We start from the raw sequence: 23,214 nt of genomic DNA, 5'->3' as shown, positions 1-23,214 counted from the left end.
GCCTTCCCGCGCATGCAAGCCCGCGATGCGGATTCAACCGTCGCGGCGAGGATTCCCCGATTAATGTTAGGGACTTCGAAAAATCGAAGTTCGATTCAAGCGCTATCAGGTGCGCATCAGGACACACATGTTTGGTTTTCTACGCAGCTACTTCTCGAACGACCTGGCAATCGACCTGGGTACCGCCAACACCCTGATCTATGTGCGCGGCCTGGGCATCGTGCTGGATGAGCCTTCGGTCGTCGCGATCCGCCAGGAAGGCGGTCCGAACGGCAAGAAAACGATCCAGGCAGTGGGCAAGGAAGCGAAGCAGATGCTCGGCAAGGTGCCCGGCAACATAGAGGCGATCCGCCCGATGAAGGATGGCGTGATCGCCGACTTCACCGTCACCGAGCAGATGCTCAAGCAGTTCATCCGCATGGTCCACGACTCCAAGTTCTTCCGCCCGTCGCCGCGCATCATCATCTGCGTGCCTTGCGGTTCGACCCAGGTCGAGCGCCGTGCGATCCGCGAATCGGCGCTGGGCGCCGGCGCCTCGCAGGTCTACCTGATCGAAGAGCCGATGGCGGCCGCGATCGGTGCCGGCCTGCCGGTCTCGGAAGCGACCGGCTCGATGGTGGTCGACATCGGCGGCGGCACCACCGAAGTCGGCATCATCTCGCTGGGCGGCATGGTCTACAAGGGTTCGGTGCGCGTCGGCGGCGACAAGTTCGACGAAGCGATCGTCAACTACATCCGCCGCAACTACGGCATGCTGATCGGCGAGCAGACCGCCGAGTCGATCAAGAAGGCCATCGGTTCCGCCTTCCCGGGTTCCGAAGTCAAGGAAATGGAAGTCAAGGGCCGCAATTTGTCCGAAGGCATCCCGCGCTCGTTCACGATTTCGAGCAACGAGATCCTGGAAGCCCTGACCGACCCGCTGAACAACATCGTCTCGGCCGTCAAGAACGCCCTCGAGCAGACTCCGCCGGAACTGGGCGCCGACATCGCCGAGAAGGGCATGATGCTGACCGGCGGCGGCGCGCTGCTGCGCGACCTGGACCGCCTGCTGATGGAAGAAACCGGCCTGCCGGTGCTGGTCGCCGAAGACCCGCTGACCTGCGTGGTGCGCGGCTCGGGCATGGCGCTGGAGCGCATGGACAAGCTGGGTTCGATCTTCTCGTACGAGTAAGATACCTCGTCGATGAGGGCAGCGCGGACAGGGTGCGTGGCCGAGCCACGGCGCCTGTCCGCGCTGCTTCCTATTATTGATGCTGCCGGCGCATCGCGCCCGCATTATTGAAAGTCATGGAATACAGTCCTCCGCCGCTTTTCAAGCAAGGCGCCCCTGCGAGGGTGAAGGTGACGGTGTTTGCCCTGGTCTCGATCGCGCTGCTGGTGGTCGACGCGCGCCTGCATGCGCTCGACGCGGTACGCCAGGTCGCGGCCACGGTCCTGTACCCGCTGCAGATGGCGGCGCTGGTGCCGCGCGACGCCATGTCCAACATGGGCGACTATTTTTCCTCGGTCTCGGCCCTGCAGAAGGAAGTGCGCGACCTCAAGAGCCAGCAGGTGGCGCAGGCCCAGGCCATGCAGCAGGCCCAGCTCCAGATGGCCGAGAACGCCCACCTGCGGCGCCTGATGGAGGCGCGCGAGCACCTGCCGGTGCATTCGATGATGAGCGAGATCCTGTACGACGCGCGCGACCCGTCGACGCGGCGCGTGGTGCTCGACCGCGGCGCCCGTGCCGGCGTCAAGCTCGGCCTGCCGGTGATCGACAATGCCGGCGTGGTGGGGCAGGTGACGCGCGTGTTCCCGTTCACGTCCGAAGTCACGCTGCTGACCGATAAAGAGCAGGCGATCCCGGTGCAGGTGCTGAGGAGCGGCCTGCGCAGCGTCGCCTACGGGCGCGGCCACTCCGGCCTGCTCGACCTGCGCTTCGTGGCGCCGAACGCCGATATCCAGGTCGGCGACGTGCTGGTGACCTCGGGCCTGGACGGCATGTACCCGGCCGGCCTGGCCGTGGCCAAGGTGGTGCAGGTCGAGAACGTGGCCCAGGGCGCCTTCGGGCGCGTGGTCTGCCAGCCGCTGGCCGGCATCGACCGCCACCGCCAGCTGCTGGTCGTGATGTCCGACCAGCCGGCGGCGCCGCGTCCGCCCGAAGAAGCGCCCAAGGCCAACGGCAACACCACCTCGAAACGCAACCTGCCGAAGATGGCGCCGGTGCCGCCGCTGCCCCTGCCGGCGCAGCCGCTGCCGGCGGCAGCGCCTGCTGCCAACGGGAGCGCTAACGGGACCAGCAACGGGGCCGCGCCGGCAGCGGCCGGCACGGCCCCTGGCGCCAGACCGGCCGCGGCCACGCCGCCGGCACGCAGCGGCGCTGCGCCGGCCACGGTACCGGCAGCACGTGCGCCCGCGGCCGCCGCCCCGGCCGCGCGGTCGCCTGCCGCAGGGTCGCCTGCCGCACCCACACCGAAGGAAGGCACCTGATGCCCACGACGACCCGTCCGCATTACATCCTGCTGCCGGCCAGCCCGCTGTTCATCGCCTTCAGCCTGGTGTGCGCCTTCATGCTCAACCTGCTGCCGTGGGGCCGCTGGATCGGCGCGCCCGATTTCGTCGCGCTGGTGCTGGTGTTCTGGGGTATCCACCAGCCGCGCAAGGTCGGCATCGGCATCGCCTTCTGCATGGGATTGCTGATGGACGTGCACGACGCGACCCTGCTCGGCGAGAACGCGCTGGCGTATACTCTGCTTTCCTACCTGGCGATCATGATCCACCGCCGGGTCCTGTGGTTCCCGCTGATGACGCAGGCGATGCACGTGTTCCCGCTGCTGTTGCTGACCCAGGCGATCCAGGTGCTGGTGCGCTTCTTCGTGACCGGCCGCTTTCCCGGCTGGCTGCATTTCATCGAGAGCCTGATCGCGGTGGCCCTGTGGCCGGTGATCACCTGGCTGCTGCTGGCGCCGCAGCGCCGCGCGGTCGACAAAGACCATACGCGCCCGATCTAAAGGGCACTTCAACCTTATCGCATGACCGAAATTAAAGACAGCGATCGCGAGATCCACCTGTTCCGTATGCGCCTGACGGCGATGGTGGTGTTCGTGTTCATCTGCTTCGGCCTGCTGGTCACCCGCTGGGTGTGGCTGCAGGTCGTCAAGCACAACCAGTACATGGCGCAGGCCGAGGACAACCGCATCGCGCTGGTGCCGATCGTCCCCAACCGCGGCCTGATCCTGGACCGCAACGGCGTGGTCCTGGCCAGCAACTACTCGGCCTACACGCTCGAGATCACCCCGTCCAAGCTGGAAGCCAACCTGGATTCCGTGATCGACGAACTGGGCAAGCTGGTCACGATCGAAGCCAAGGACAAGAAGCGCTTCAAGCGCCTGCTGGAAGAGTCGAAGAATTTTGCCAGCGTCCCGATCCGCACCCGCCTGACCGACGACGAGGTCGCGCGCTTCACCGCCCAGCGTTTCCGCTTCCCCGGCGTCGAAGTGCAGGCGCGCCTGTTCCGCCAGTACCCGCTGGGCGAGATCGCCTCGCACGTACTGGGCTACATCGGCCGCATCAGCCAGAACGACGCCAAGGTCATCGAGGCCGGCGACGATGCTGCCAACTACACCGGCACCGACCACATCGGCAAGGAAGGCGTCGAGAAGAGCTACGAAAAGCAGCTGCACGGCCAGACCGGCTACGAGGAAGTCGAGCGTTCAGCCGGCGGCCGCGCGATCCGCACGCTGTCGCGCACGCCGCCAGTGCCGGGCACCAACCTGATCCTGTCGCTCGACATCGAGCTGCAGAAGGTGATCGAGGAAGCCTTCGGCGACTTCCGCGGCGCCCTGGTGGCGATCGAGCCCGAGACCGGCGACGTGCTGGCCTACGTGTCGCGCCCCGGCTTCGACCCCAACCTGTTCGTCGACGGTATCGACAGCCAGAGCTGGAACGAGCTGAATACCTCGCTCGACCGCCCGCTGATGAACCGTCCGCTGTCGGGCACCTATCCGCCGGGCTCCACCTTCAAGCCCTTCATGGCGCTGGCCGCGCTGGAACTCGGCAAGCGCCGCCCGGAGCAGGGCATCAGCGACGCCGGCTTCTTCATGCTGGGCGGGCACCGCTTCAACGACGACAAGCCGGGCGGCCACGGCTACATCGACATGTACCGCTCGATCGTGGTGTCCTGCGACACCTATTACTACCAGCTCGGCAACGAGATGGGGATCGACGCCATCAGCGGCTTCATGAAGCAGTTCGGCTTCGGTTCGCCGACCGGCATCGACCTCGACCACGAGAAAGCGGGCGTGCTGCCGTCGCAGGAGTGGAAGCGCGAACGCTTCAAGCGCAACCGGGCGGCCCAGAAGTGGGTCGGCGGCGACACCATCTCGATCAGCATCGGCCAGGGCTTCAACAGCTACACCATGCTGCAGCTGGCGCATGCGGTATCGACGCTGGCCAATAACGGCGTGGTCATGAAGCCGCACCTGGTCAAGATCCTGGAAGACGGCGGTACCAAGCAGCGTACGCTGACGGTGGCCAAGGAATCGGGCCGCATTCCGCTCAAGCAGCAGAACATCGACGTCATCAAGAACGCGATGGTGGGCGTCACCACCGACGGCAAGGCGCCCGGCACCGGCTACATGGCCTTCCGCAACGCCGGCTACACGGTCGGCGGCAAGACCGGTACCGCCCAGGTGGTGGGCCTGAAGGGTGCCAAGTACAACCACAACATGACGCCCGAGCGCCTGCGCGACAACGCGCTGTTCACCGCTTTTGCCCCGGCCGACAAGCCGAAGATCGCGATCGCGATGGTGGTCGAGAATGCCGGCTTCGGCTCCACCTATGCGGCGCCGATCGTCCGCAAGGCGCTCGACTACTACCTGCTGGGCAAGCGTCCCGGCGACAAGGCCAAGCCGGCGCCGGCGGCGGCAATCCAGAAGGAAGACATGGCGATCCCCGAAGAATCCTTCGGTCCGAACGCCGGCCAGCCGAAGCCGCCGGGCGGCGAGACGCCCGGTAACAAGGAAGACTGAGCGATGGCCCACATCCCGGAAAGGCGCTCGCTGAGCCGGCGCCTGAAACCGTATTTCACCGTCTTCGACGGCCCGCTGGCGCTGATCCTGTTCCTGCTGTTCTCGGTCGGCACCCTGACCATGAGTTCGGCCGGCCACGACTTCCCTGGGCGCATGGAAGGGCAGATGCGCAACATCCTGCTCTCCTTCATCGTGATGTGGGTCGCGGCCAACGTGCCGCCCCAGACCCTGCTGCGCATCGCGGTGCCGATCTACACTTTCGGGGTGACGCTGCTGATCGCGGTGGCGCTGTTCGGCATCATCAAGAAGGGGGCACGGCGCTGGCTGCACGTGGGGGTCGACATCCAGCCCTCCGAAATCCTCAAGATCGCCACGCCGCTGATGCTGGCCTGGTATTTCCAGACGCGCGCCGGGCTGCTGAACTGGAAATCCTTCCTGGTGGCGGCGCTGCTGCTGCTGATCCCGTTCGGCCTGATCGCACGCCAGCCCGACCTCGGCACCGCGCTGCTGGTCGGCGCCTCCGGCTTCTACGTGATCTTCCTGGCCGGGCTGTCGTGGAAGGCGCTGGCCGGCCTGGCGGTGGCGGGCGGCGCCAGCTTGCCGGTGGCCTGGTCGATGATGCACGACTACCAGCGCGAACGCATCATGACGCTGATCGACCCCACCTCCGACCCGCTCGGCAAGGGCTTCCACATCATCCAGTCGGTGATCGCGATCGGCTCCGGCGGCGTGTCCGGCAAGGGCTACATGAAGGGGACCCAGGCCTACCTGGAATTCATCCCCGAGCGCACCACCGACTTCATCTTCTCGGTGTATTCGGAAGAATTCGGCCTGGTCGGCAACCTGCTGCTGCTGTTCCTGTACCTGCTGCTGATCGGGCGCAGCATGATGATCGCGGCGAATGCGCCGAACCTGTTCACGCGTCTCGTCGCCGGCTCGGTGTCGATGATGTTTTTTACCTATGCGTTCGTCAACATGGGCATGGTCAGCGGCATCCTGCCCGTGGTCGGCGTGCCCCTGCCGTTCATGAGCTATGGCGGTACCGCGTTGATTACGCTGGGACTATGCTCTGGTATATTGATGAGCATTCAAAAACACCGCAAACTGGTGCAGACCTGACATGAAAGACAAAGCACAGGCCATTCCGGTGCGCCTGTCGGCCGTCGTTGCGTTATTGGCAATGATGACCGGCTGCGGCACCACCAGCGAAAACGGCGAACACAAAAGCCTGATCCCCTTGCCCTGGAAGCACAAGGTGACGGCCAACCACGGCAAGCTCAACCCGGACCTGCCGAAGCTCCCCGCGGCCGGCTCCGGGCGCGGCGGCTACTACCAGGACGACGGCCCCGGCGACAACCCGCCGCCCGGCCTGGCCGACGTGCCGGATGCGGTGGTCAAGTACGAACCCTACGCCAAGTTCGCCAACCGGCCGTACGCGGTATTCGGCACCACCTACACGCCGCTGCTGGGCAGCGAACCCTACGTGCAGCAGGGTATCGCCAGCTGGTACGGCGTCAAGTTCCATGGCCAGCGCACCTCGTCGGGCGAGCCCTACGACATGTACAAGATGACGGCCGCGCACCCGACGCTGCCGATCCCGTCCTACGCGCGCATCACCAGCACCGAAACCGGCAAGTCGGTGGTGGTGCGCATCAACGACCGCGGTCCCTTCCACTCGGACCGCCTGATCGACGTCTCCTACACGGCCGCGCTCAAGCTCGGCCTGCTGGGCAAGGGCAGCCACCAGGTCGAGGTCGAGCGCCTGTTCCCGGACGACGGCACCCGCATCGCCACCACGCGCCGCGCCGCCACCTCGGCCGCCCAGGCGCTGCCGCCGCCGGACATCGCTGCGCTGATGCTGGAAGACCGCGTCAACCTGGACAGCGCCGCGGTGGCCAAGCCGCAGCCTGCGTCCCGGGCCATATCGTCCGCTGCGTCCGCTCCGGCCGCTGCGGCCCCGAATGCGGCGTCGGGTTTCTACCTGCAGCTGGGCGCCTTCGGGCGCGAAGGCAAGGCGGAAGAGATGAGCGAGATGCTGAAGAAATCGGGCGTCGCGCAGGCATTGGAAGTGGTGCGCTCGGGCAGCGTGAATCGCCTGGTCAGCGGACCCTATGAAACCCGCGCCATGGCGCAGGATGCGGCGCGCGCATTGCCGTCGTCGCTGGGACTCAAGCCGATCGTCATCAAGCGCTGATCAGCTGCAGCGCTTCGCTTCCGCATCGTAGCGCTCGGCATAGCCGACGACGCGCTTGCGCGTGGCTTCGTCGAGGCCGCGCAGGCGGTACATGTAGCGCGTGGTCTGCGGGCCGCGCGGGGTGATGCGGGCCGTGTGCACGCCCTGCTTGCCGAGCTGGGCGAGCAGGTTCTGGGCGCCGCTCTCGGTCTTGAACAGGCCGAGCGAGATGCCGAACTTCAGCGGCGACTCGTCGCGGATGATGAAGAAATTGGTCACGCCCAGGTTGCGCAGTTCGTTCGCCTTGCGGTCGGCCGCTTCCTTGCTGCCCTGCGACGGGATGTTGACCAGCCAGCTGCCGACGTCCTGCGCCTGCACGGTCTGGCGGCCCGCGGCGGCGCGCTCGCCCAGGTCGAGCGCGGCCATGCGCGCCTCGAAACGCTTCGCCCCGTTGGCGCTGAAGGTGCCGATGTCGAGGCAGGCCAGGTCGGCTGCCGGCGGCCGCGCCGGCGTTGCCAGTTGCGGCGGCGCTACGGCGGGTGCGGCCGGTTTGCCGTCCGCTGCGGTGCTGTCATTCGCGCTGTCGTTCCCGCTGTCGCCCGGCGCGGTCGGTGCCGGCGCCGCCTTGGCCGCAGCTTCCGCCTGCTCGGCGGTCAGCACCACCAGCTTGGGTGTATTGAACTGGCGCTTCAGGCGCGCCGGTTCGTGGTCGTCGCCGTTGCCCGTGCCGAGATAGCCCTGGCCGTAGGCGAACAGGGCGGCATTCAGGAACAGCAGCGACCAGAAAGCAAATCTCAGCAAGGCGGATTCCCCATGACGGAAGCGGCGGCGTGCAAGCCGACCAGAACGATATTATCCAGCAAACGGTAGGGCACCGACAGCAAGGGAGCGACGTGGCCGGCGGCGCCGCCGGAAACGATGCACAGCGCGGCGCCGTGGGCGGCGCAGGCGCGCTCGATGGCGCCGGCCTGGGCCGACAGGCAGCCGGACAGGATGGCGTCCTGGGTATTGTCGGCGAAGACGGCAGGGAGGTCGCCGGTGGCCACCTGCGGCAATTGGGCGGTGCCGCGCGCCAGCGCGCCCAGCATCAGGCCGACACCGGGCAGGATCATGCCGCCGATGAAGACGCCGTCGGCACTGACCGCATCCACCGTGGTCGCGGTGCCGCAGGTGGCCACCACCAGCGCCTGCCCCGGCGCCAGCGTGCGTGCGCCGAGCGCGGCGGCGAAACGGTCGCTGCCGAGCTGGCCGGGATTGCGGTAGCCGTTGCGCAAGCCCGCCAGTTCCGGCACCGCCACGAACCATTCCGGTGCGAGATCCGGCAATAAGGCCACCAGCAGGGCTTCCAGCTCGGCGCGCATGGCGGCGCCGGCCACGTTGGAGACGATGGCGCGGGTGATACCTTGTCCCAGCCATGCCGCCGGCAGACGTTCCAGTTCCGCGTGCAGCACGGCGCCGTGGGTCACCCAGTCACCCGCATCGATCCCCTTGCCGGGCGCGTCCGCAGCCAGTGCCCATTTGACCCGGGTATTGCCTGCATCGACCAGCAGCAGCATGTCAGTCTCCTTCAGGTTTTGACGCGCAGCGACACGTCGCCGGCCACGATCGCGATGCGGCCGTCCTCGGTGTCGAGCAGCAGGCGGCCGCCATCGTCGACGCCGGCGGCCAGGCCTTCGTGCAGCACTTCGCCGCGGTCGACGATGGTCACCGGCTGGCCCTGGTACGCATGCAGCAGGTTCCAGCGCGCGCTGAAGGCGGCGAAGCCCTTGGCGGCGAATGCCTGCAGCGCCTGCGCCAAACCGTCGAGCAGGGCGGCCATCAGGGCGTCGCGGTCCATCCGTGCCAGCCAGGGCACGGCGGCGACCGGGCGTCCGATCCTTTCTTCGAGTTCGTCGGGCATCGCGAGGTTCAATCCGATGCCGACGATGGCCCAGGTGCCGGCCGCCGCCGCCTGGGTCTCGACCAGGATCCCGGCCAGCTTGTCGCCGTCCTTGAGCAGGTCGTTCGGCCACTTCAGCTGGACCGGCTGGCCGAGCCGGCCGAGGGTTTCGGCCAGCGCCGTGCCGACCGCCAGCGGCAGGCCGGCCAGGGCCGGCAGGCCGCCCTCGAAACGCCAGGCCAGCGAAAAGGTCAGCGAATGGCCCGGCGCCGACAGCCAGCTGCGTCCGGCACGGCCGCGGCCGGCGGTCTGGTGTTCGGCGATCAGCAGCAGCGGTGCGGACAGCGTGGCGGCGCGCGCCAGCAGGTCGGCATTGGTCGAGCCGGTTTCCGCTACGACGTCGACCGCCACGCCGGCGGACGACAGGGCAGCAATGCGTTGCGCATCCATCATGCGGCTCCCGACGGCAGCTTGCGCGCCTTTTGCGGCGCGCGCGAGAACAGGGCGTCGAACACGGCGTTCGGCAGCAGGCGCAGCAGGGCAGCGGCGACGCCCATCTGCCAGGGAATCACACGGAAGCTGCGGCCGCGCGCAATGGTGGACACGGCGCGGGCGGCAAAGCGCTCGGCGGACATCAGGAAAGGCATGGGAAAACGGTTGTTGCGGGTCATTGGGGTGGCGATGTAGCCGGGGGCGATGGTCACCACCCGGATGCCGTATCGTTTCATTTCGAGGCGCAGCGCTTCGGCATAGCTGTGCACGGCGGCCTTGGAGGCGCAGTAGGCACCGGCGCCTTTCATGCCCCTGATGCCGGCCATGCTGCCGATCGCGACCAGGCGGCGCGCGCCGCTGCCGTTCTTCATCGATTCGATGAACGGGGCGAAGGTGGCGATGGTGCCGGTCAGGTTCACGGCCAGGATTTCCTCGAACAGCGGCAGGTCTTCCGGGCGTTCGGTGAGGGTGCCGCAGGAGATGCCGCTCGAGGCGATCACGATGTCGGCGCCGCCTTCGCGCTCGATGAAGTCATGCGCGGCGGCGGCCACGGCCGCGTGGTCGGTGACGTCCGCCGCATACACATGATGGGTGCCGGGCAAGGCGGCGGCGAGGCTGTCGAGCGCCTCGCGGCGCCGGCCCAGCAGGCCGAGGGTGGCGCCTCGCGCCGCATAGTCGCGTGCCAGCGCGGCGCCGATGCCGCCCGATGCGCCGGTGATGAATACGCGCTGGGCGCGGTCCGTCATCGCTTCTCGGCTTTGGCCTTGTCGACCAGCCAGTCCATCACCTGCAGCGTGGCCTGCTGTTGCTGCATCTCGGTGTCGCCCTGGTGCACGCGCGACGGCGAGGTGACGTAGCGGCCGTCGACCACCAGCATCGGCCAGTGGTCGACGTTATAGGCCTCCATCATGGCGCCGGCGCGGCGCAGCTTGGCCTGGATGCCGAACGAGCGCCAGGTATCGGCGAATCTGGCGCGGTCGATGCCGTTCTGGGCCGCCCATTCCATGACCTGGTCGTCGCTGCCGAGGCGCAGGCGCTGCACGTGCATGGCGTCGAACACCTTCTGGTGGTACTGCTCGAGCAGGCCCATCGCATCCAGCGTGTAGAACAGGCGCTGCTGCGGCAGGGCGGACGCGCCGGGAGTCACGTGCACGCGCTTGAACACGATGTTGTCGCCCTGTTTCTTCACCCAGGCCGCCAGCTGCGGCTCGAAGGCGTAGCAGTGCGGGCAGTAATAGGCGAAGAATTCGATGACCTCGACTTTCTTGCCCGTGTCGGTCGGTTGCGGCGTCGGTAGCGTCAGGTACTGGCTGCCGTTCTGCGGCTCGGCGGCGGAAGCGAAAGGCTGGACGGCGGCCAGGCCGAACAGGGCGATGCAGAACAGGCGGCGCAGTGGGCGCATGAAGACTCCTCGTGGTGGATGCCTGGTTAGCGCTGGTTGCGCACGATGGCGACGTCGACGCCGCTGTCGAGCAGCTTGGCGCGCGCCTTGTTCATGGCTTCGACCTGGTTGAACGGGCCGAGGCGCACGCGGTGCAGCACGCCGCTGTCGTTGGTGTGGTCGCTGATCGTGGTTTCGAAACCGAGCAGGGCCAGCTTGGCGCGCGTCGCTTCGGCGTCCGACATGTTGCGGAAGGCGCCGAACTGCAGGTAATAGATGGTCCTGTCGCTGCCCGACGACGCAGAGGAAGAGGGCGAAGCCGGTGCCGTCGTTGGCGCCGCCACTGGTGCCGATGGTCGCGTATTCATCGCCACCTGGCGGCTCTCGCTGCGGGCCGGTTCCGGACGCGCCTCGGCCGGTTCCTTCAGGCCGGCGATCGCCGCGCCCAGCGGATCGTCCGACGGCGCCGCTGCCGGTGCCGGTGTGCGTGCCGGCGCCGGCATCTCGGCCGGACGGGCACTGCGCGCCGCTGCCTTTTCCGCGACTTCCTTGCTCGCGGTGCGCGCGGCGTCGCGGTTGCCGTACATCGGCTTGTTCGGATCGAGCGCCTGGCCCGGCGCCGGATCGGCCGGACGGCCGGCCTTCGCGGTCTTCTCCGTGAACGGGGACGCCCCCTTGGTGATGGTGAGCGCCACCGCCACCGCGATGCCGAGGCCGATGACCAGGCCGATGATGATGCCGGTAAGCGTGCTGCCGCGCTGGCGGGTGAACGAACGCAGCTTGAACGAACGGAGGGGAGCGTGAAGGCCGGTCATGTGGTACGGGTTGTTGGTTATCTAAACGGTATGAACGCTTACATCTTGTCCGGCGCCGAGACGCCGATCAGGGCCAGGCCGTTGCGCAGCACCTGGCGCGTCGCCGTCGCCAGCGCCAGGCGCGCCAGCTTGAGCGCCTCGTCGTCGTCGAGCAGCCACTTGTGCGCGAAGTAGTAGCTGTGCAGTTCGCCGGCCAGTTCGCGCAGGTAGAACGCGACCTGGTGCGGGCCGAGTTCGCTCTGGGCGCGCTGCAGCATCTCCGGATAGGCGGCCAGCTTGGCCAGCAGGCCCGCTTCGTGCGGCTGGGTCAGCGGCGACAGGTCGACATTTGCCAGCGAAGCGACGTCGCCGCCCCAGTTGGCCAGCGCCGAGCAGATGCGCGCGTGGGCGTACTGCACGTAGTAGACCGGATTTTCGTCGTTGGTCGCCAGCGCCACGTCGACGTCGAACACGAATTCGGTGTCGGCCTTGCGCGAGATCAGGAAGAAGCGCACGGCGTCGCGGCCGCGGGTGACGTCGCCGTTGCCCGACCATTCGATCAGGTCGCGCACCGTGACGTAGGAACCGGCGCGCTTCGAGATCTTGACCTCTTCGCCGTTCTTCATGACGGTGACCATCTTGTGCAGGATGTAGTCGGGGTAGCCCTTCGGGATGCCGATGTTCACCGCCTGCAGGCCGGCGCGCACGCGCGCGATGGTGCCGTGGTGGTCGCTGCCCTGGATGTTGATGGCCTGGTCGAAGCCGCGCTTGAACTTCTGGATGTGGTAGGCCACGTCCGGCACGAAATACGTGTAGGTGCCGTCGGACTTGCGCATCACGCGGTCCTTGTCGTCGCCGTAGTCGGTGGTCTTCAGCCACAGCGCGCCGTCCTGCTCGTAGGTGACGCCGGCATCGACCAGCGCCTGCACGGCGGCTTCCACCTTGCCGTCGGCGTACAGCGACGATTCCAGGTAATAGTTGTCGAACTTGACACCGAAGGCCTGCAAGTCCTGGTCCTGCTCGTTGCGCAGGTAGGCGACGGCGAAGCGGCGGATCGATTCGATGTCGTCGACGTCGCCGGAACCGGTGGCCGGCGCGCCATCGCTGGCGGACACGGTTTTCTTCGCCATGAAGTCGGCGGCGATGTCGGCGATGTAGTCGCCGTTGTAGGCCGACTCCGGCCATTCGGCGTCGCCCGGCTTGAAGCCGCGCGCGCGCGCCTGCACCGAGTTGGCCAGGGTCGCGATCTGGACGCCGGCGTCGTTGTAGTAGAACTCGCGCGTGACCTGGTGTCCCTGCGACTCGAACAGGGACGAGAGGGCATCGCCCAGTGCCGCCTGGCGGCCATGGCCGACGTGCAGCGGGCCGGTCGGGTTGGCCGACACGAATTCGATGATCGCATGATGGCCGGCGCCGCTATTGCCGCGGCCATAGTTCTCGCCCTGCTGCAGGATGGTGCGCGCCACCGACTGCTTGGCGGAGGCCGCCAGGCGCAGGTTGATGAAGCCCGGACCGGCGACGTCGGCCGCCTCGACCAGGCCGGCGGCGTTCGGATCGGCCAGCAGGGCGGCGACCAGGCGGGTGGCCAGTTCGCGCGGATTCGTCTTCAGCGGCTTGGCCAGCTGCATGGCGATGTTGCAGGCGATATCGCCGTGGCTGGGATCGCGCGGGCGCTCCAACACAATATTGGGCGTCAGTTCGGTGCCGGCGACGATCGGTGCCAGCGCGGCCTGGAACAGGGCGGCGATATCTTGTTTTTGTTGGGCGAGCATGGGCTGTGGTGAGAAAGTGGACAAACAGCAGTCATTATACTGGTTTGACGCAACGCGGAATATGTTCCCCGGCTTGCCCCACGGCTTCATAAAGCTCCTTTTAAGCCTGCGCAACGCCGACCCGCTACAATGTGCGCCTTTACGCATTGATCGATTGCCATGACCGAAAAGCGCCCGACGCTCACCCTCAAACCCAAGGCCCAGGCCGCGAAGTCCGGCAAGCCGGCCAAGCCCGCAGGCGTCCGCCCGGGCCAGCCGCGGCCGGGTAATGCCCAGGGACAGGGGAGGGCGCCGGCAGCGCGTCCGGCATCCGCGGAGCGTACCGGCGAAACGCGTCCGGCACCCCAGCGCGCCCCGGCGCCGCAGCCCCGCGCAGTGGAAACGCGGCCGGTGGAAAGCCGTCCGGCGCCGCGCGCCGACGATACCCGCCTGCGCCATAGCCACGAAGTCAAGAATCCGGTCCAGCTCGATTACCGTCCCGACCTGAAACCCGACTCGCTCGCCTTTGCCCTGCTCGGCGCCGCCAGCAGCCTGGCGCGGGTGCGTACCGGCACCGCGCTGCCGCAGGCGCTGGCCGAGGTATTCCAGGCGTATGACGCCACCCCGCAGGCGCGCGGCGCGATGCAGGACATCGCCTACCGCAGCATGCGCCAGCTGGGCCGCAGCGAAACCCTGCTGCACCTGATGACGGCCAAGGCGCCGGAACCGCCGATGCTGGCCGGCCTGCTGTGCGCGGCACTGGCGCTGCTGGACCCGCCGCAGGACGGCGCGCCGCCCTACGAAGCCTTCACCGTGGTCGACCAGGCGGTCGGCGCCGCGGCGGCGCATCCGGATTTCGCCCATGCCAAGGCAATGGTGAATGCCGTGCTGCGCCGTTTCCTGCGCGAGCGCGACGCCTTGACCGCAACCGCCCTGCGCGAACCGCTGGCGCGCTGGAATTATCCGCAATGGTGGATCGACTCGGTACGCAGCGCCTATCCGGACGACTGGGAACAGGTGCTCGCGGCCGGCAACAAGCAGCCGCCGCTGACGCTGCGCGTCAACACCCGTAAAACCGGCGTCGAGGCCTACCTGGCCACGCTGGCCGCCGCCGGCATGGATGCGCACCAGGTCGGGCCGTTTGCCGTGCGCCTGGCGGTGCCGGTGAACGTCGGCCAGATTCCGGGCTTCGCCGACGGCCTGGTCTCGGTGCAGGATGCCGGTGCCCAACTGGCGGCGCCGCTGCTCGACCTGCAGGATGGCATGCGCGTGCTCGACGCTTGCGCGGCCCCGGGCGGCAAGAGCGGCCACATCCTGGAACTGGCCGAGGTCGAGCTGACCGCGCTCGACGTCGACGCGCGCCGCCTGGCCCGGGTCGAGCAGAATCTGCAGCGTCTCGGTTTGCACGCAAATGTGACATCCGGTCCAGCCGAAGAGCGTGGCTGGTGGGACGGACGCCAGTACGATCGCATCCTGGCCGACGTGCCTTGCACCGCCTCCGGTATCGTCCGGCGCCACCCGGATATCCGTTGGTTGCGTAGGAAGAGCGATACCCACCAACTTGCAACACTTTCCGCGAAAATACTCGACAATCTTTGGCAGATGCTTCGGCCCGATGGTAAATTGCTGTTCGTGACATGTTCGCTCTGGCCGCAGGAATCGGAAGCGCAGGCCGCCGCCTTTGCGGTGCGCCACGGTGCGGTCCGTCTCGATGCGCCGGGTCAGTTGCTTCCACGAAGCGGTACCGGGCAGGATCATGATGGTCTTTTCTATGCCCTGTTTCAAAAAGTCGGGGCGTAGAGCGCCACACAAGCGCCTATCAGCGCGCTTGACTTCTCCGATAACGCTTTTGTAAGGCCCCCTAGTGACTGTACGATTTTTCCGCCTCCTCGCCTGCCAGCTGATGCTGGTATTCGCGTGCGTCACGGCGCAGGCGGCCGACGGGATCGACATCACGCGCGCCAGCATCGAAGCCTCCGACGACGGCTACCGGCTGTCGGCTTCGTACTCCTTCGATCTGACCACCAGCCTGCAGCAGGCACTGCAGGGTGGCATGCCCGTGTACTTCACCACCGAGATCGAGCTGACGCGCCCGCGCTGGTACTGGTACGACGACCGCGCCGTGGCCGCGCGCCGCACGGTGCGCCTCGACTACGACGTGCTGGCCCGGGTCTATCACGTGCTGGTCATCGGCAGCGTGCAGCAGACCTACGACACGCTCGACCAGGCGCTGCTGGCGATCCGGCGCCCGGGGCGCTGGCTGATCGGGCCGAAAGGGGCGCTCAAGCCCGGCGAATCCTATAATGTAACGCTGCGCATGTTCATGGACCGCGATTACCTGGCCAAGCCATTGCAGGTGGACGCCCTGAACAATTCCGACTGGCGCCTGACCTCGCACAAGAAAACGTTTACCTATCGTGCTGAGTAAAGAACCGCGGTTCTCGACGATGACCAAGGCCCTGAGATATGCCCTCGTGGTCGGCAGTGCGCTGGCCACCATCCTGCTGTTCGTCCTGGCGTCGGCCTCCGACAATACCGGTTTCCTGGCACGTAATTTCTCCTGGCTGGTCGGCCTGAACGCCGCGGTGGCGGGCGTGCTGGCGCTGCTGGTGATCGTCTACCTGGTGCGCCTGTATTCGCGCTACAAGGCCGGCCGCTTCGGTTCGCGCCTGATGGCCAGGCTGGTGCTGCTGTTCGCCGGCATCGGCATCCTGCCCGGGCTGGTCATCTTCATGGTCTCCTACCAGTTCGTGTCGCACTCGATCGATTCCTGGTTCGACGTCAAGATCGAGGCCGCGCTCGATTCCGGCCTGAAGCTGGGGCAGGCCGCGCTCGACGAAGCCTTGAGCGACCTCGGCGCCACCGCCGGCACCACCGCCGTCACCCTGGCCGGGCAGAGCGACGACAGCGCCCGCATCGTGCTGATGCGCACCGTCGACGACGGCATGCAGAGCGGCATGCTGCTCTCGAGCGAGGGCAAGCTGCTGGCGTCCGCCGCCGAAGACCGGCGCGCCGACCTGTCCGAAGACATGCCGACCGAGCAGATGCTGAAGCAGGCGGCCATGCCGGGCGGCTATGCGCGCATCGAAGGCAGCATGGACACCGAGTTCCGCGACAGCGGCGCCGAGCACAACGGCCTGGACGCCGCCACCAACCGCCGCCTGCGCGTGGTGATCGCGGTGCCCGAGCCGCCCGGGGTGGCGCCGCGCTACCTGCAGCTGCTGCAGTCGGTGCCGGTCAACCTGGCCTCGAATGCCGAGGTGCTGAGCACCGCCTACCGCGAATACCAGGACCGCAAGGTCGGCCGCACCGGCCTGCGCAAGATGTACAAGGGTACGCTGACCCTGACCCTGCTGCTGGCCACCTTCGGCGCCATCGGCACTGCCTTCGTGATCGCCGGTAACCTGGCGCAGCCGCTGCTGGTGCTGGCCGAGGGCACGCGCGCGGTGGCCGAGGGCGACCTGTCGCCGCGGCCGATCGTCGAGACCAATGACGAACTCGGCACGCTGACGCAATCGTTCAACGCCATGACCGGCCAGCTGTTCGAGGCCAGGTCCGCGGTGGAGCGCAACCGCGCCGCGCTGGAAAGCGCCAAGGCCCACCTGGAATCGGTGCTGGCCAACATGTCGGCCGGCGTGATCGTGCTCGATGCCGACGGCATCGTGGTCAACTCGAACGACGCCGTGCACCGCATCCTGCAGGTCGACATCGCCTCGCTGGCCGGCCAGCCGCTGGATGCGATCGAGGGCCTGGAAAGCTTTGCCGGCGCGGTGTCGCGCGCGTTCTCGGTGCAGAGTGCGGCCCAGAGCGCCGCCCAGAACCCGCATGGCGGCGCCAGCCGGCGCGGACCGCTGCGTTCGCACTGGCAGCAGCAGATCGAGATTCCGCGCCGCGCCGGCAGCGACGACGACCACGACATCACCGTGCTGGCGCGCGGCTCGCGCCTGCCGGTGGGGGCGGGCAGCGGCTACATCGTGGTCTTCGACGACATTTCCGACGTGATTTCGGCGCAGCGTTCGGTGGCCTGGGGCGAAGTCGCGCGGCGCCTGGCGCACGAGATCAAGAACCCGCTGACGCCGATCCAGCTGTCGGCCGAGCGCATGCAGATGAAGCTGGCCGACCGCCTCGATCCGCAGGGCGCCGAGCTGCTGAAGAAAGGCACCGACACCATCGTCAACCAGGTCGACGCCATGAAGCGCATGGTCGACGACTTCCGCGACTATGCCAAGGCGCCGCCGGCGGTGCTGTCGCCGCTCGACCTGAACGACCTGATCGCCCAGATCCTGAATCTGTACCTGGCCGAAGACGATTCGGACGTGATCCACACCGCGCTGGCGCCGAAGCTGCCGCACGTGATGGGCGACGCCACCCAGCTGCGCCAGGTGATCCACAACCTGCTGCAGAACGCCCAGGATGCGCTGGCCGACCGCCCGCCGGAGCACGCGCTGCCGCGCATCGACGTGGTCACCGAAGCCATCCACTATGTCGGCGCCGACGGCGGCACCGGGACCGCGGTGCGCCTGGCGATCGTCGACAACGGTCCCGGTTTCGCCCCCAAAATCCTGTCGCGCGCCTTCGAACCCTACGTCACTTCGAAGGCGCGCGGGACCGGTCTCGGCCTGCCGATGGTCAAGAAGATCGTCGACGAGCACGGGGGCCGGATCGATGTTGCCAACCGTTCGGATGGATCTGGCGCTTCGGTATCGATTTTGCTGTTAAAGTTAGCCCCAGAGGCGAACTTGGCCGCGAACTTGGCCGATGCCTGAATCGCGCATAGAATCTCGCTGTAATGGAAGCAAAACGCGTGAACGGAACGGGTCAGATCAGGAAGGCAAAATAAGAGATGGCAAACATACTCGTAGTTGACGATGAAATGGGCATCCGCGAGCTGCTCTCGGAAATCCTGGGCGACGAAGGGCACGCGGTCCAACTCGCGGAAAATGCGCAACAGGCGCGCCAGGCACGCCAGCAGGGCGCGCCCGATCTGGTGCTGCTCGATATCTGGATGCCGGACACCGACGGCGTGACCCTGCTCAAGGAATGGCAGCGCGACGGCTTGCTCACCATGCCCGTGATCATGATGTCCGGCCACGCCACCATCGATACCGCGGTCGAGGCAACCCGCATCGGCGCCCTGAATTTCCTGGAAAAGCCGATCGCGCTGCAGAAGCTGCTGAAGGCGGTGCAGCAGGGCCTGGCGCGTGGCCAGGAAGTGGCGCGCGCCCCGGCGGTCGCGCCGCGCCCGATGGCGGTCTCGCCGAGCGCCGCGCCGCTGCCGGAAGCGAGCATGCCGCCGCCGCAGATGTACGCGCCGCAGCCGCAGGGCGGCACCATGGGGGCGTCGATGGGCCTGGCGCGCACGCCCGGCAACGGCGAGGCGCACGCGCACGGCTATACGCTGTCCTTCGACCTGCCGCTGCGCGAAGCGCGCGACGCCTTCGAACGCATGTACTTCGAGCACCACCTGGGGCGCGAAGGCGGCTCGATGACGCGCGTCGCCGAAAAAACCGGCCTCGAGCGTACCCACCTGTACCGCAAGCTGAAGCAGCTGGGCGTGGAGCCGGGCAAGCTGGGCAAGAAAAACGCGCAATAAGCCTTGAGCGATCCTGCTGCAAGCCCGGCGCGCGTCGCCACCACCCTGGTCACGGGGCCGGGCGCGCGGGCGCGCGAGCAGGCCATCCTGATCGAACTGCAGCGCGCCGGCAGCGCCGGCGCTGCGGCGCACCAGGCCATCATCCTGGAGGGGCTGCCCTCCGGCGATTCTCCCCTCGATACCTTCTCCCCGGCACCGCAACTTGCGCGGATCGCGCCCGGTTGCCTGTGCTGCACCGGCAATCTGGTTTTGCGTGTAACATTGAATCGCATGCTGCGCCAGCGTCCCGAGCGTCTCTTCATCGGGCTTGCGCGCAGCGAGCATCTTGATCAGTTGCGATCGTGGCTGCAAGCCGAGCCATACGATCAGCTGTTGATGCTGACGCCGGATATTCAAGCGTAGAAAACGGTTCAGTTTAACCATTTCGAATACTTGAAATCGCCTGGGTCAGCCCCACCTCATAGTTGAAGTCAAAACTATTGAGTATGGAATGCCAGCCGTCCGCCGCCGGGCGGCACTTCGCAAATCTGATCGAGTGAGGGAATTATCATGAACATGATCTATAACAGCGAACAGTACAGCGTCGTCGAGTTTGGCGTCGACCATAACCTCGAAGCGCTGCGCTTCGGCGGCTATGAGATTGTCGACAAATCCGGCCGGCGCGAAGCATTCATCGGCGGCAAACTTGCGCAATCGTTCCGTCGCGACGTGAACACCTTGATCGCAAGTGAACCGACGATGGAAGAGATCGACGACTTCCTGGGTTCCTACGATACCCTGATGAGCCAGCCGGTCGTACTGCATTGATCTTCCAGCCCCCGGGCCTGTCTTCGCGACCGGCCCGGCCGTTGTCCCGTTTCCCCTGTCCGTTTCCGCAGTCCGTTTCATTTCGCACGCTCCCCTGTTTTATCGTCCGCGCATGGTAAGCTTGACCCATGTGTCAGCTACTCGCCATGAATTGCAATGTCCCTACCGACATTGTCTTCAGCTTTACAGGCTTTGCCCACCGCGGCGGCCGCACCGATACCCACCATGACGGCTGGGGCATCGCCTTTTTCGAAGGCGCCGGCGTGCGTCATTTCGTCGATCACCAGGCGGCCGTCGCCTCGCCGATTGCCGAGCTGATCAAGCGCTACCCGATCAAGTCCCTGAACGTCATCGCCCACATCCGCAAGGCGACCCAGGGCCAGGTGGCGCTGGAAAACTGCCACCCCTTCGTGCGCGAGATGTGGGGCCGCTACTGGGTGTTCGCCCATAACGGCGACTTGAAGGAGTTCGACCCGGTCCTCGACGGCCCGTTCCGCCCGGTCGGCAACACCGACAGCGAACGCGCCTTCTGCTTCCTGCTGCAACAGCTGCGCGACCGCTTCGGTAACCAGCATCCCGGCTTGCCGGCCTTGCGCGCCGCCATCGCCGACCTGGTTGCGGTCATTGCCCGCCACGGCACCTTCAACATGATGCTGTCGGACGGCACCGCCATGTTCGCGCACTGCTCGACCAAGCTGTGCTATGTCGTGCGGCGCTACCCGTTCACTGCCGCCAGCCTGGCCGACGAAGACTTGTCGGTCGACTTTTCGCAGGTCACCACGCCCGACGACCGGGTTGCCATCATCGTCACCACGCCGCTGACCACGAACGAGCAATGGACCGAATTCGCACCGGGCGAACTGAAAGTCTTTGTCGACGGTCTGCCGCAAACGTGAACGGCGTGACACGTTTTATACAGGAAATTAATTTCGGCTAGTCACTATTAAGGCGGAATGCGGTAAAGTAGCTTCATAGCACTTCGTTGCGTTCCATCAGTGAATCAGAGAGCCGACATGACCGATACCGTGAGCCTGGACCACGCCGACCTGCCCCTGCGCGTGCGTGACTTTTACCTGGGCCGGCAGCCTGTGCTCGACCGCAACCAGGCGCTGTACGGCTACGAACTGCTGTTCCGCAGTGCTGGCCAGGACGAGGGCGCATCGGGCGCCGGCTTGCCGGCCACCGCCACCGTCATTGCCCACACTGCCCAGCTCGGCCTGGCGCGCGCCATCGGCGACGCCGCCTGCTTCCTGAACGTCGACCGCGACGTCCTGTTCAGCGACATCTTTGCCTTCCTGCCGCGCGAACGCACCGTGCTCGAGATCGTCGCCACGATGGACCCCGACGATGCCGTGCTGGCACGCATGCAGGAACTGGCGCGCCACGGCTTCCGCTTCGCGCTGGACGGCGTCGGCGGCGACAGCGCGCGCCTGCAGCGCCTGCTGCCGCTGGCCGCCTTCGTCAAGCTCGACCTGCGCAGCACGCGCCGCGACACCCTGGCGGGACTGGTCTCGCGCCTGCAGGGCCTGGGCAAGACCGTGATCGCCGAGAAAGTCGAGACCCGCGACGAATACCACGTCTGCCTGGACGCCGGCTTCGATTACTTCCAGGGCTTCTATTTCGCGCGGCCGGCGGTGCTCGGCGGCCGCAAGCTGTCGCCGTCGCAGGCGACCGTGCTGTCGCTGATGAACCAGGTCATGTCGGACGTCGACAACGCCGACATCGAGCGCGCCGTGAAGAAGGACGTGACGCTGGCCCTGAACCTGCTGCGCCTGGTGAACACGCCGGCCGTCGGCGCCCCCCAGCGCATCGATTCCCTCAGCCAGGCGCTGATCGTGCTGGGCCGGCGCCAGCTGCAGCGCTGGCTGCAGATCATGCTGTACGCCGAGCCGGGCAACCGCGGCCACAACCAGACCCCGCTGCTGATGCTGGCCACCACGCGCGGCCGCCTGATGGAACTGCTGGCCAAGCGCCTGCGCCCGGGCCAGCGCTACCCCGGCGACACCGCGTTCACGGTCGGCATCATGTCGCTGATGGACGTGCTGTTCGGCATTCCGATGCAGGACATCCTCGACCAGATCCCGGTCAGCGACGAGATCCGGTTGGCGCTGCTGAAGCGCCAGGATTTCTTCGGCCAGCTGCTCAAGCTGGCGGAAAGCATCGAGCAGTCGGATGACGACGTGCTGCCTTCGCTGAAGGAGCTGCAGATTTCGGGTGACGACATGGTCGAGCTGGAGATGTCGGCGTTTCAGTGGAGTGACAGCGTGGTCCGCTACGCAATTTAAACACGGCCTGGAACGTCAGCACGACGGGCAAAAGCCAACGAGGAATAAGCGCACGAGCAGTTCAAGCCGACCAAGCAACTCACCCCGAGTAGGAGCGCCATGTCCTCCGTGCTGTTAAGCGTCACCGATCTCGTCAGATCCTACGGCACCCGCCGTGCCGTCGATGGCGTCTCGTTCCGGGTGCTCGCCGGCCAGACCGTCGGCCTGCTCGGCCCCAACGGCGCCGGCAAATCCACCACTGTCGCCATGCTGTGCGGCCTGCTGCGGCCCGACGCCGGCGAGATCCTGCTGGACGGCCAGCCGGTTGCCGCCGGCGCCGCCGCCGTCAAGCGCATCGGCATGGTGCCGCAGGACCTGGCGCTGTACGAGGACCTGTCGGCGCGCGAAAACCTGCGCCTGTTCGGTGCGCTGTATGGCTTGAAGGGCGGGCAGCTGGCGGCGCGCATCGAGCACGTGCTGGGGCTGGTCAACCTGCAGGACCGCGCGCGCGACAAGCCGGCGACGTTCTCGGGCGGGATGAAGCGGCGCCTGAACATCGCCGCCGCGCTGCTGCACGAACCCGACCTCCTGATCCTCGACGAGCCGACCGTCGGCGTCGATCCGCAGAGCCGCAACGCCATCTTCGACACCCTGGAAGCGCTGCAGGCCCAGGGCCGTGCGCTGATCTACACCAGCCACTACATGGAAGAGGTGGAGCGCCTGGCTGACCACATCGTGATCATCGACCATGGCAAGGTGCTGGCCGACGACACCCCGGCCGCGCTGCACCGGCGTCTGCCGGCGCGCGCCGTGCTGCGCGTCGACCTGGCCGAACCGGCCGCCGAGGGCGTGCTGGCGGCACTGCGCGCGCACGCGGGCGTGACCGCGCTGGCGCAGGACAACGCCACGCTCGACATCGCCCTGGTCGACAATGCCGACGCCGTGCCGGTGCTGGGCTGGCTGCAGCAGAACGGCCAGCGTCCGCTGCACTTTTCCACCGCACGCGCCTCGCTCGAAGACATCTTCCTGAACCTCACCGGCCGCACCTTGAGAGATTGAACGAAGGGGACT

At 67.0% G+C, this 23,214-nt stretch carries 22 protein-coding genes; 15 read left to right on the top strand and 7 right to left on the bottom strand.

The window, feature by feature from the left end; translation table 11 throughout:
* Window positions 1–127: 127 nt before the first annotated feature.
* From FBX97_RS27675 to FBX97_RS27650, 6 genes are all read left to right on the top strand, one after another.
* Window positions 128–1,171 carry a rod shape-determining protein gene (locus FBX97_RS27675; protein WP_025511657.1) on the top strand — a complete coding sequence of 348 codons (1,044 nt, stop codon included), beginning with the start codon at window positions 128–130 and terminating at the stop codon, window positions 1,169–1,171.
* A gap of 116 nt (window positions 1,172–1,287) precedes the next feature.
* Window positions 1,288–2,469, top strand: a complete 1,182-nt coding sequence (mreC, locus tag FBX97_RS27670) for a rod shape-determining protein MreC (RefSeq protein ID WP_141838871.1) — start codon at window positions 1,288–1,290, stop codon at window positions 2,467–2,469.
* On the top strand, window positions 2,469–2,990 hold the full coding sequence (gene mreD, locus FBX97_RS27665) for a rod shape-determining protein MreD (RefSeq protein WP_141838869.1): 522 nt from the start codon (window positions 2,469–2,471) through the stop codon (window positions 2,988–2,990). Before mreC ends, mreD begins: the two co-directional genes overlap by 1 nt.
* Window positions 2,991–3,011: 21 nt before the next feature.
* Window positions 3,012–5,009 (top strand): penicillin-binding protein 2, encoded by a 1,998-nt coding sequence (gene mrdA / locus FBX97_RS27660; protein WP_141838867.1) that lies wholly within the window; start codon window positions 3,012–3,014, stop codon window positions 5,007–5,009.
* Window positions 5,010–5,012: 3 nt separating this feature from the next.
* Window positions 5,013–6,128: a rod shape-determining protein RodA gene (gene rodA, locus FBX97_RS27655; protein WP_141838865.1), complete on the top strand. Its 1,116-nt coding sequence runs from the start codon at window positions 5,013–5,015 to the stop codon at window positions 6,126–6,128.
* Between the two features lies 1 nt (window position 6,129).
* Window positions 6,130–7,203: a septal ring lytic transglycosylase RlpA family protein gene (locus FBX97_RS27650; RefSeq protein ID WP_141838863.1), complete on the top strand. Its 1,074-nt coding sequence runs from the start codon at window positions 6,130–6,132 to the stop codon at window positions 7,201–7,203.
* Here the strand turns inward: FBX97_RS27650 and FBX97_RS27645 are convergent, their stop codons facing one another.
* From FBX97_RS27645 to argS, 7 genes are read right to left on the bottom strand one after another with little or no spacing between them, the layout of a single operon-like run.
* On the bottom strand, window positions 7,204–7,983 hold the full coding sequence (locus tag FBX97_RS27645) for an SPOR domain-containing protein (protein ID WP_141838861.1): 780 nt from the start codon (window positions 7,981–7,983) through the stop codon (window positions 7,204–7,206). It abuts the gene before it with no gap.
* Window positions 7,977–8,738 (bottom strand): type III pantothenate kinase, encoded by a 762-nt coding sequence (locus FBX97_RS27640; protein WP_141838859.1) that lies wholly within the window; start codon window positions 8,736–8,738, stop codon window positions 7,977–7,979. Before FBX97_RS27640 ends, FBX97_RS27645 begins: the two co-directional genes overlap by 7 nt.
* 11 nt (window positions 8,739–8,749) lie before the next feature.
* Window positions 8,750–9,511, bottom strand: a complete 762-nt coding sequence (locus FBX97_RS27635) for a biotin--[acetyl-CoA-carboxylase] ligase (protein ID WP_141839000.1) — start codon at window positions 9,509–9,511, stop codon at window positions 8,750–8,752.
* Window positions 9,511–10,299: an SDR family oxidoreductase gene (locus FBX97_RS27630; protein ID WP_141838857.1), complete on the bottom strand. Its 789-nt coding sequence runs from the start codon at window positions 10,297–10,299 to the stop codon at window positions 9,511–9,513. Before FBX97_RS27630 ends, FBX97_RS27635 begins: the two co-directional genes overlap by 1 nt.
* Window positions 10,296–10,955 (bottom strand): thiol:disulfide interchange protein DsbA/DsbL, encoded by a 660-nt coding sequence (locus FBX97_RS27625; protein ID WP_141838855.1) that lies wholly within the window; start codon window positions 10,953–10,955, stop codon window positions 10,296–10,298. Before FBX97_RS27625 ends, FBX97_RS27630 begins: the two co-directional genes overlap by 4 nt.
* 26 nt (window positions 10,956–10,981) lie before the next feature.
* Window positions 10,982–11,749 (bottom strand): SPOR domain-containing protein, encoded by a 768-nt coding sequence (locus tag FBX97_RS27620; protein WP_141838853.1) that lies wholly within the window; start codon window positions 11,747–11,749, stop codon window positions 10,982–10,984.
* Window positions 11,750–11,787: 38 nt separating this feature from the next.
* Entirely contained in the window at window positions 11,788–13,500 is a 1,713-nt protein-coding gene (gene argS / locus FBX97_RS27615) for an arginine--tRNA ligase (RefSeq protein ID WP_141838851.1), read from the bottom strand.
* A 159-nt stretch (window positions 13,501–13,659) separates the two neighbouring features.
* Between argS and rsmB the strand changes: the two genes are divergently transcribed.
* From rsmB to FBX97_RS27570, 9 genes are all read left to right on the top strand, one after another.
* Window positions 13,660–15,279 (top strand): 16S rRNA (cytosine(967)-C(5))-methyltransferase RsmB, encoded by a 1,620-nt coding sequence (gene rsmB, locus FBX97_RS27610; RefSeq protein WP_141838850.1) that lies wholly within the window; start codon window positions 13,660–13,662, stop codon window positions 15,277–15,279.
* Window positions 15,280–15,343: 64 nt separating this feature from the next.
* Window positions 15,344–15,907 carry a DUF4390 domain-containing protein gene (locus FBX97_RS27605; protein WP_141838848.1) on the top strand — a complete coding sequence of 188 codons (564 nt, stop codon included), beginning with the start codon at window positions 15,344–15,346 and terminating at the stop codon, window positions 15,905–15,907.
* 19 nt (window positions 15,908–15,926) lie between these two features.
* Entirely contained in the window at window positions 15,927–18,245 is a 2,319-nt protein-coding gene (locus tag FBX97_RS27600) for an ATP-binding protein (protein ID WP_141838846.1), read from the top strand.
* 77 nt (window positions 18,246–18,322) lie between these two features.
* Window positions 18,323–19,072, top strand: a complete 750-nt coding sequence (locus FBX97_RS27595; protein ID WP_141838844.1) for a response regulator — start codon at window positions 18,323–18,325, stop codon at window positions 19,070–19,072.
* Between the two features lie 3 nt (window positions 19,073–19,075).
* A complete protein-coding gene (locus FBX97_RS27590) occupies window positions 19,076–19,474 on the top strand; it encodes a GTPase (RefSeq protein ID WP_141838841.1) in 399 nt (132 codons plus the stop codon).
* A 147-nt stretch (window positions 19,475–19,621) separates the two neighbouring features.
* Window positions 19,622–19,879, top strand: a complete 258-nt coding sequence (locus tag FBX97_RS27585) for a DUF3567 domain-containing protein (RefSeq protein WP_141838839.1) — start codon at window positions 19,622–19,624, stop codon at window positions 19,877–19,879.
* Window positions 19,880–20,007: 128 nt separating this feature from the next.
* Entirely contained in the window at window positions 20,008–20,775 is a 768-nt protein-coding gene (locus FBX97_RS27580) for a class II glutamine amidotransferase (RefSeq protein WP_141838837.1), read from the top strand.
* Between the two features lie 117 nt (window positions 20,776–20,892).
* Window positions 20,893–22,164 (top strand): EAL and HDOD domain-containing protein, encoded by a 1,272-nt coding sequence (locus FBX97_RS27575; protein ID WP_141838835.1) that lies wholly within the window; start codon window positions 20,893–20,895, stop codon window positions 22,162–22,164.
* Window positions 22,165–22,263: 99 nt separating this feature from the next.
* A complete protein-coding gene (locus tag FBX97_RS27570) occupies window positions 22,264–23,202 on the top strand; it encodes an ABC transporter ATP-binding protein (protein WP_141838833.1) in 939 nt (312 codons plus the stop codon).
* The last annotated feature ends 12 nt before the right edge of the window (window positions 23,203–23,214 follow it).

Source organism: Herbaspirillum sp. SJZ107, assembly GCF_006715485.1.
GTDB lineage: Bacteria > Pseudomonadota > Gammaproteobacteria > Burkholderiales > Burkholderiaceae_D > Telluria.
Note: the sequence above shows the minus strand (reverse complement) of the source record. Positions and strands in the feature narration are given on the sequence as shown.

Bases quoted from the DNA above. Each gene is read 5' to 3' on its own strand.
- FBX97_RS27675 (WP_025511657.1), top strand. From the start codon at position 128: ATGTTTGGTTTTCTACGCAGCTACTTCTCGAACGACCTGGCAATCGAC.
- mreC (WP_141838871.1), top strand. From the start codon at position 1,288: ATGGAATACAGTCCTCCGCCGCTTTTCAAGCAAGGCGCCCCTGCGAGG.
- mreD (WP_141838869.1), top strand. From the start codon at position 2,469: ATGCCCACGACGACCCGTCCGCATTACATCCTGCTGCCGGCCAGCCCG.
- mrdA (WP_141838867.1), top strand. From the start codon at position 3,012: ATGACCGAAATTAAAGACAGCGATCGCGAGATCCACCTGTTCCGTATG.
- rodA (WP_141838865.1), top strand. From the start codon at position 5,013: ATGGCCCACATCCCGGAAAGGCGCTCGCTGAGCCGGCGCCTGAAACCG.
- FBX97_RS27650 (WP_141838863.1), top strand. From the start codon at position 6,130: ATGAAAGACAAAGCACAGGCCATTCCGGTGCGCCTGTCGGCCGTCGTT.
- FBX97_RS27640 (WP_141838859.1), bottom strand. From the start codon at position 8,738: ATGCTGCTGCTGGTCGATGCAGGCAATACCCGGGTCAAATGGGCACTG.
- FBX97_RS27635 (WP_141839000.1), bottom strand. From the start codon at position 9,511: ATGGATGCGCAACGCATTGCTGCCCTGTCGTCCGCCGGCGTGGCGGTC.
- FBX97_RS27630 (WP_141838857.1), bottom strand. From the start codon at position 10,299: ATGACGGACCGCGCCCAGCGCGTATTCATCACCGGCGCATCGGGCGGC.
- FBX97_RS27625 (WP_141838855.1), bottom strand. From the start codon at position 10,955: ATGCGCCCACTGCGCCGCCTGTTCTGCATCGCCCTGTTCGGCCTGGCC.
- FBX97_RS27620 (WP_141838853.1), bottom strand. From the start codon at position 11,749: ATGACCGGCCTTCACGCTCCCCTCCGTTCGTTCAAGCTGCGTTCGTTC.
- argS (WP_141838851.1), bottom strand. From the start codon at position 13,500: ATGCTCGCCCAACAAAAACAAGATATCGCCGCCCTGTTCCAGGCCGCG.
- rsmB (WP_141838850.1), top strand. From the start codon at position 13,660: ATGACCGAAAAGCGCCCGACGCTCACCCTCAAACCCAAGGCCCAGGCC.
- FBX97_RS27600 (WP_141838846.1), top strand. From the start codon at position 15,927: ATGACCAAGGCCCTGAGATATGCCCTCGTGGTCGGCAGTGCGCTGGCC.
- FBX97_RS27595 (WP_141838844.1), top strand. From the start codon at position 18,323: ATGGCAAACATACTCGTAGTTGACGATGAAATGGGCATCCGCGAGCTG.
- FBX97_RS27585 (WP_141838839.1), top strand. From the start codon at position 19,622: ATGAACATGATCTATAACAGCGAACAGTACAGCGTCGTCGAGTTTGGC.
- FBX97_RS27580 (WP_141838837.1), top strand. From the start codon at position 20,008: ATGTGTCAGCTACTCGCCATGAATTGCAATGTCCCTACCGACATTGTC.
- FBX97_RS27575 (WP_141838835.1), top strand. From the start codon at position 20,893: ATGACCGATACCGTGAGCCTGGACCACGCCGACCTGCCCCTGCGCGTG.
- FBX97_RS27570 (WP_141838833.1), top strand. From the start codon at position 22,264: ATGTCCTCCGTGCTGTTAAGCGTCACCGATCTCGTCAGATCCTACGGC.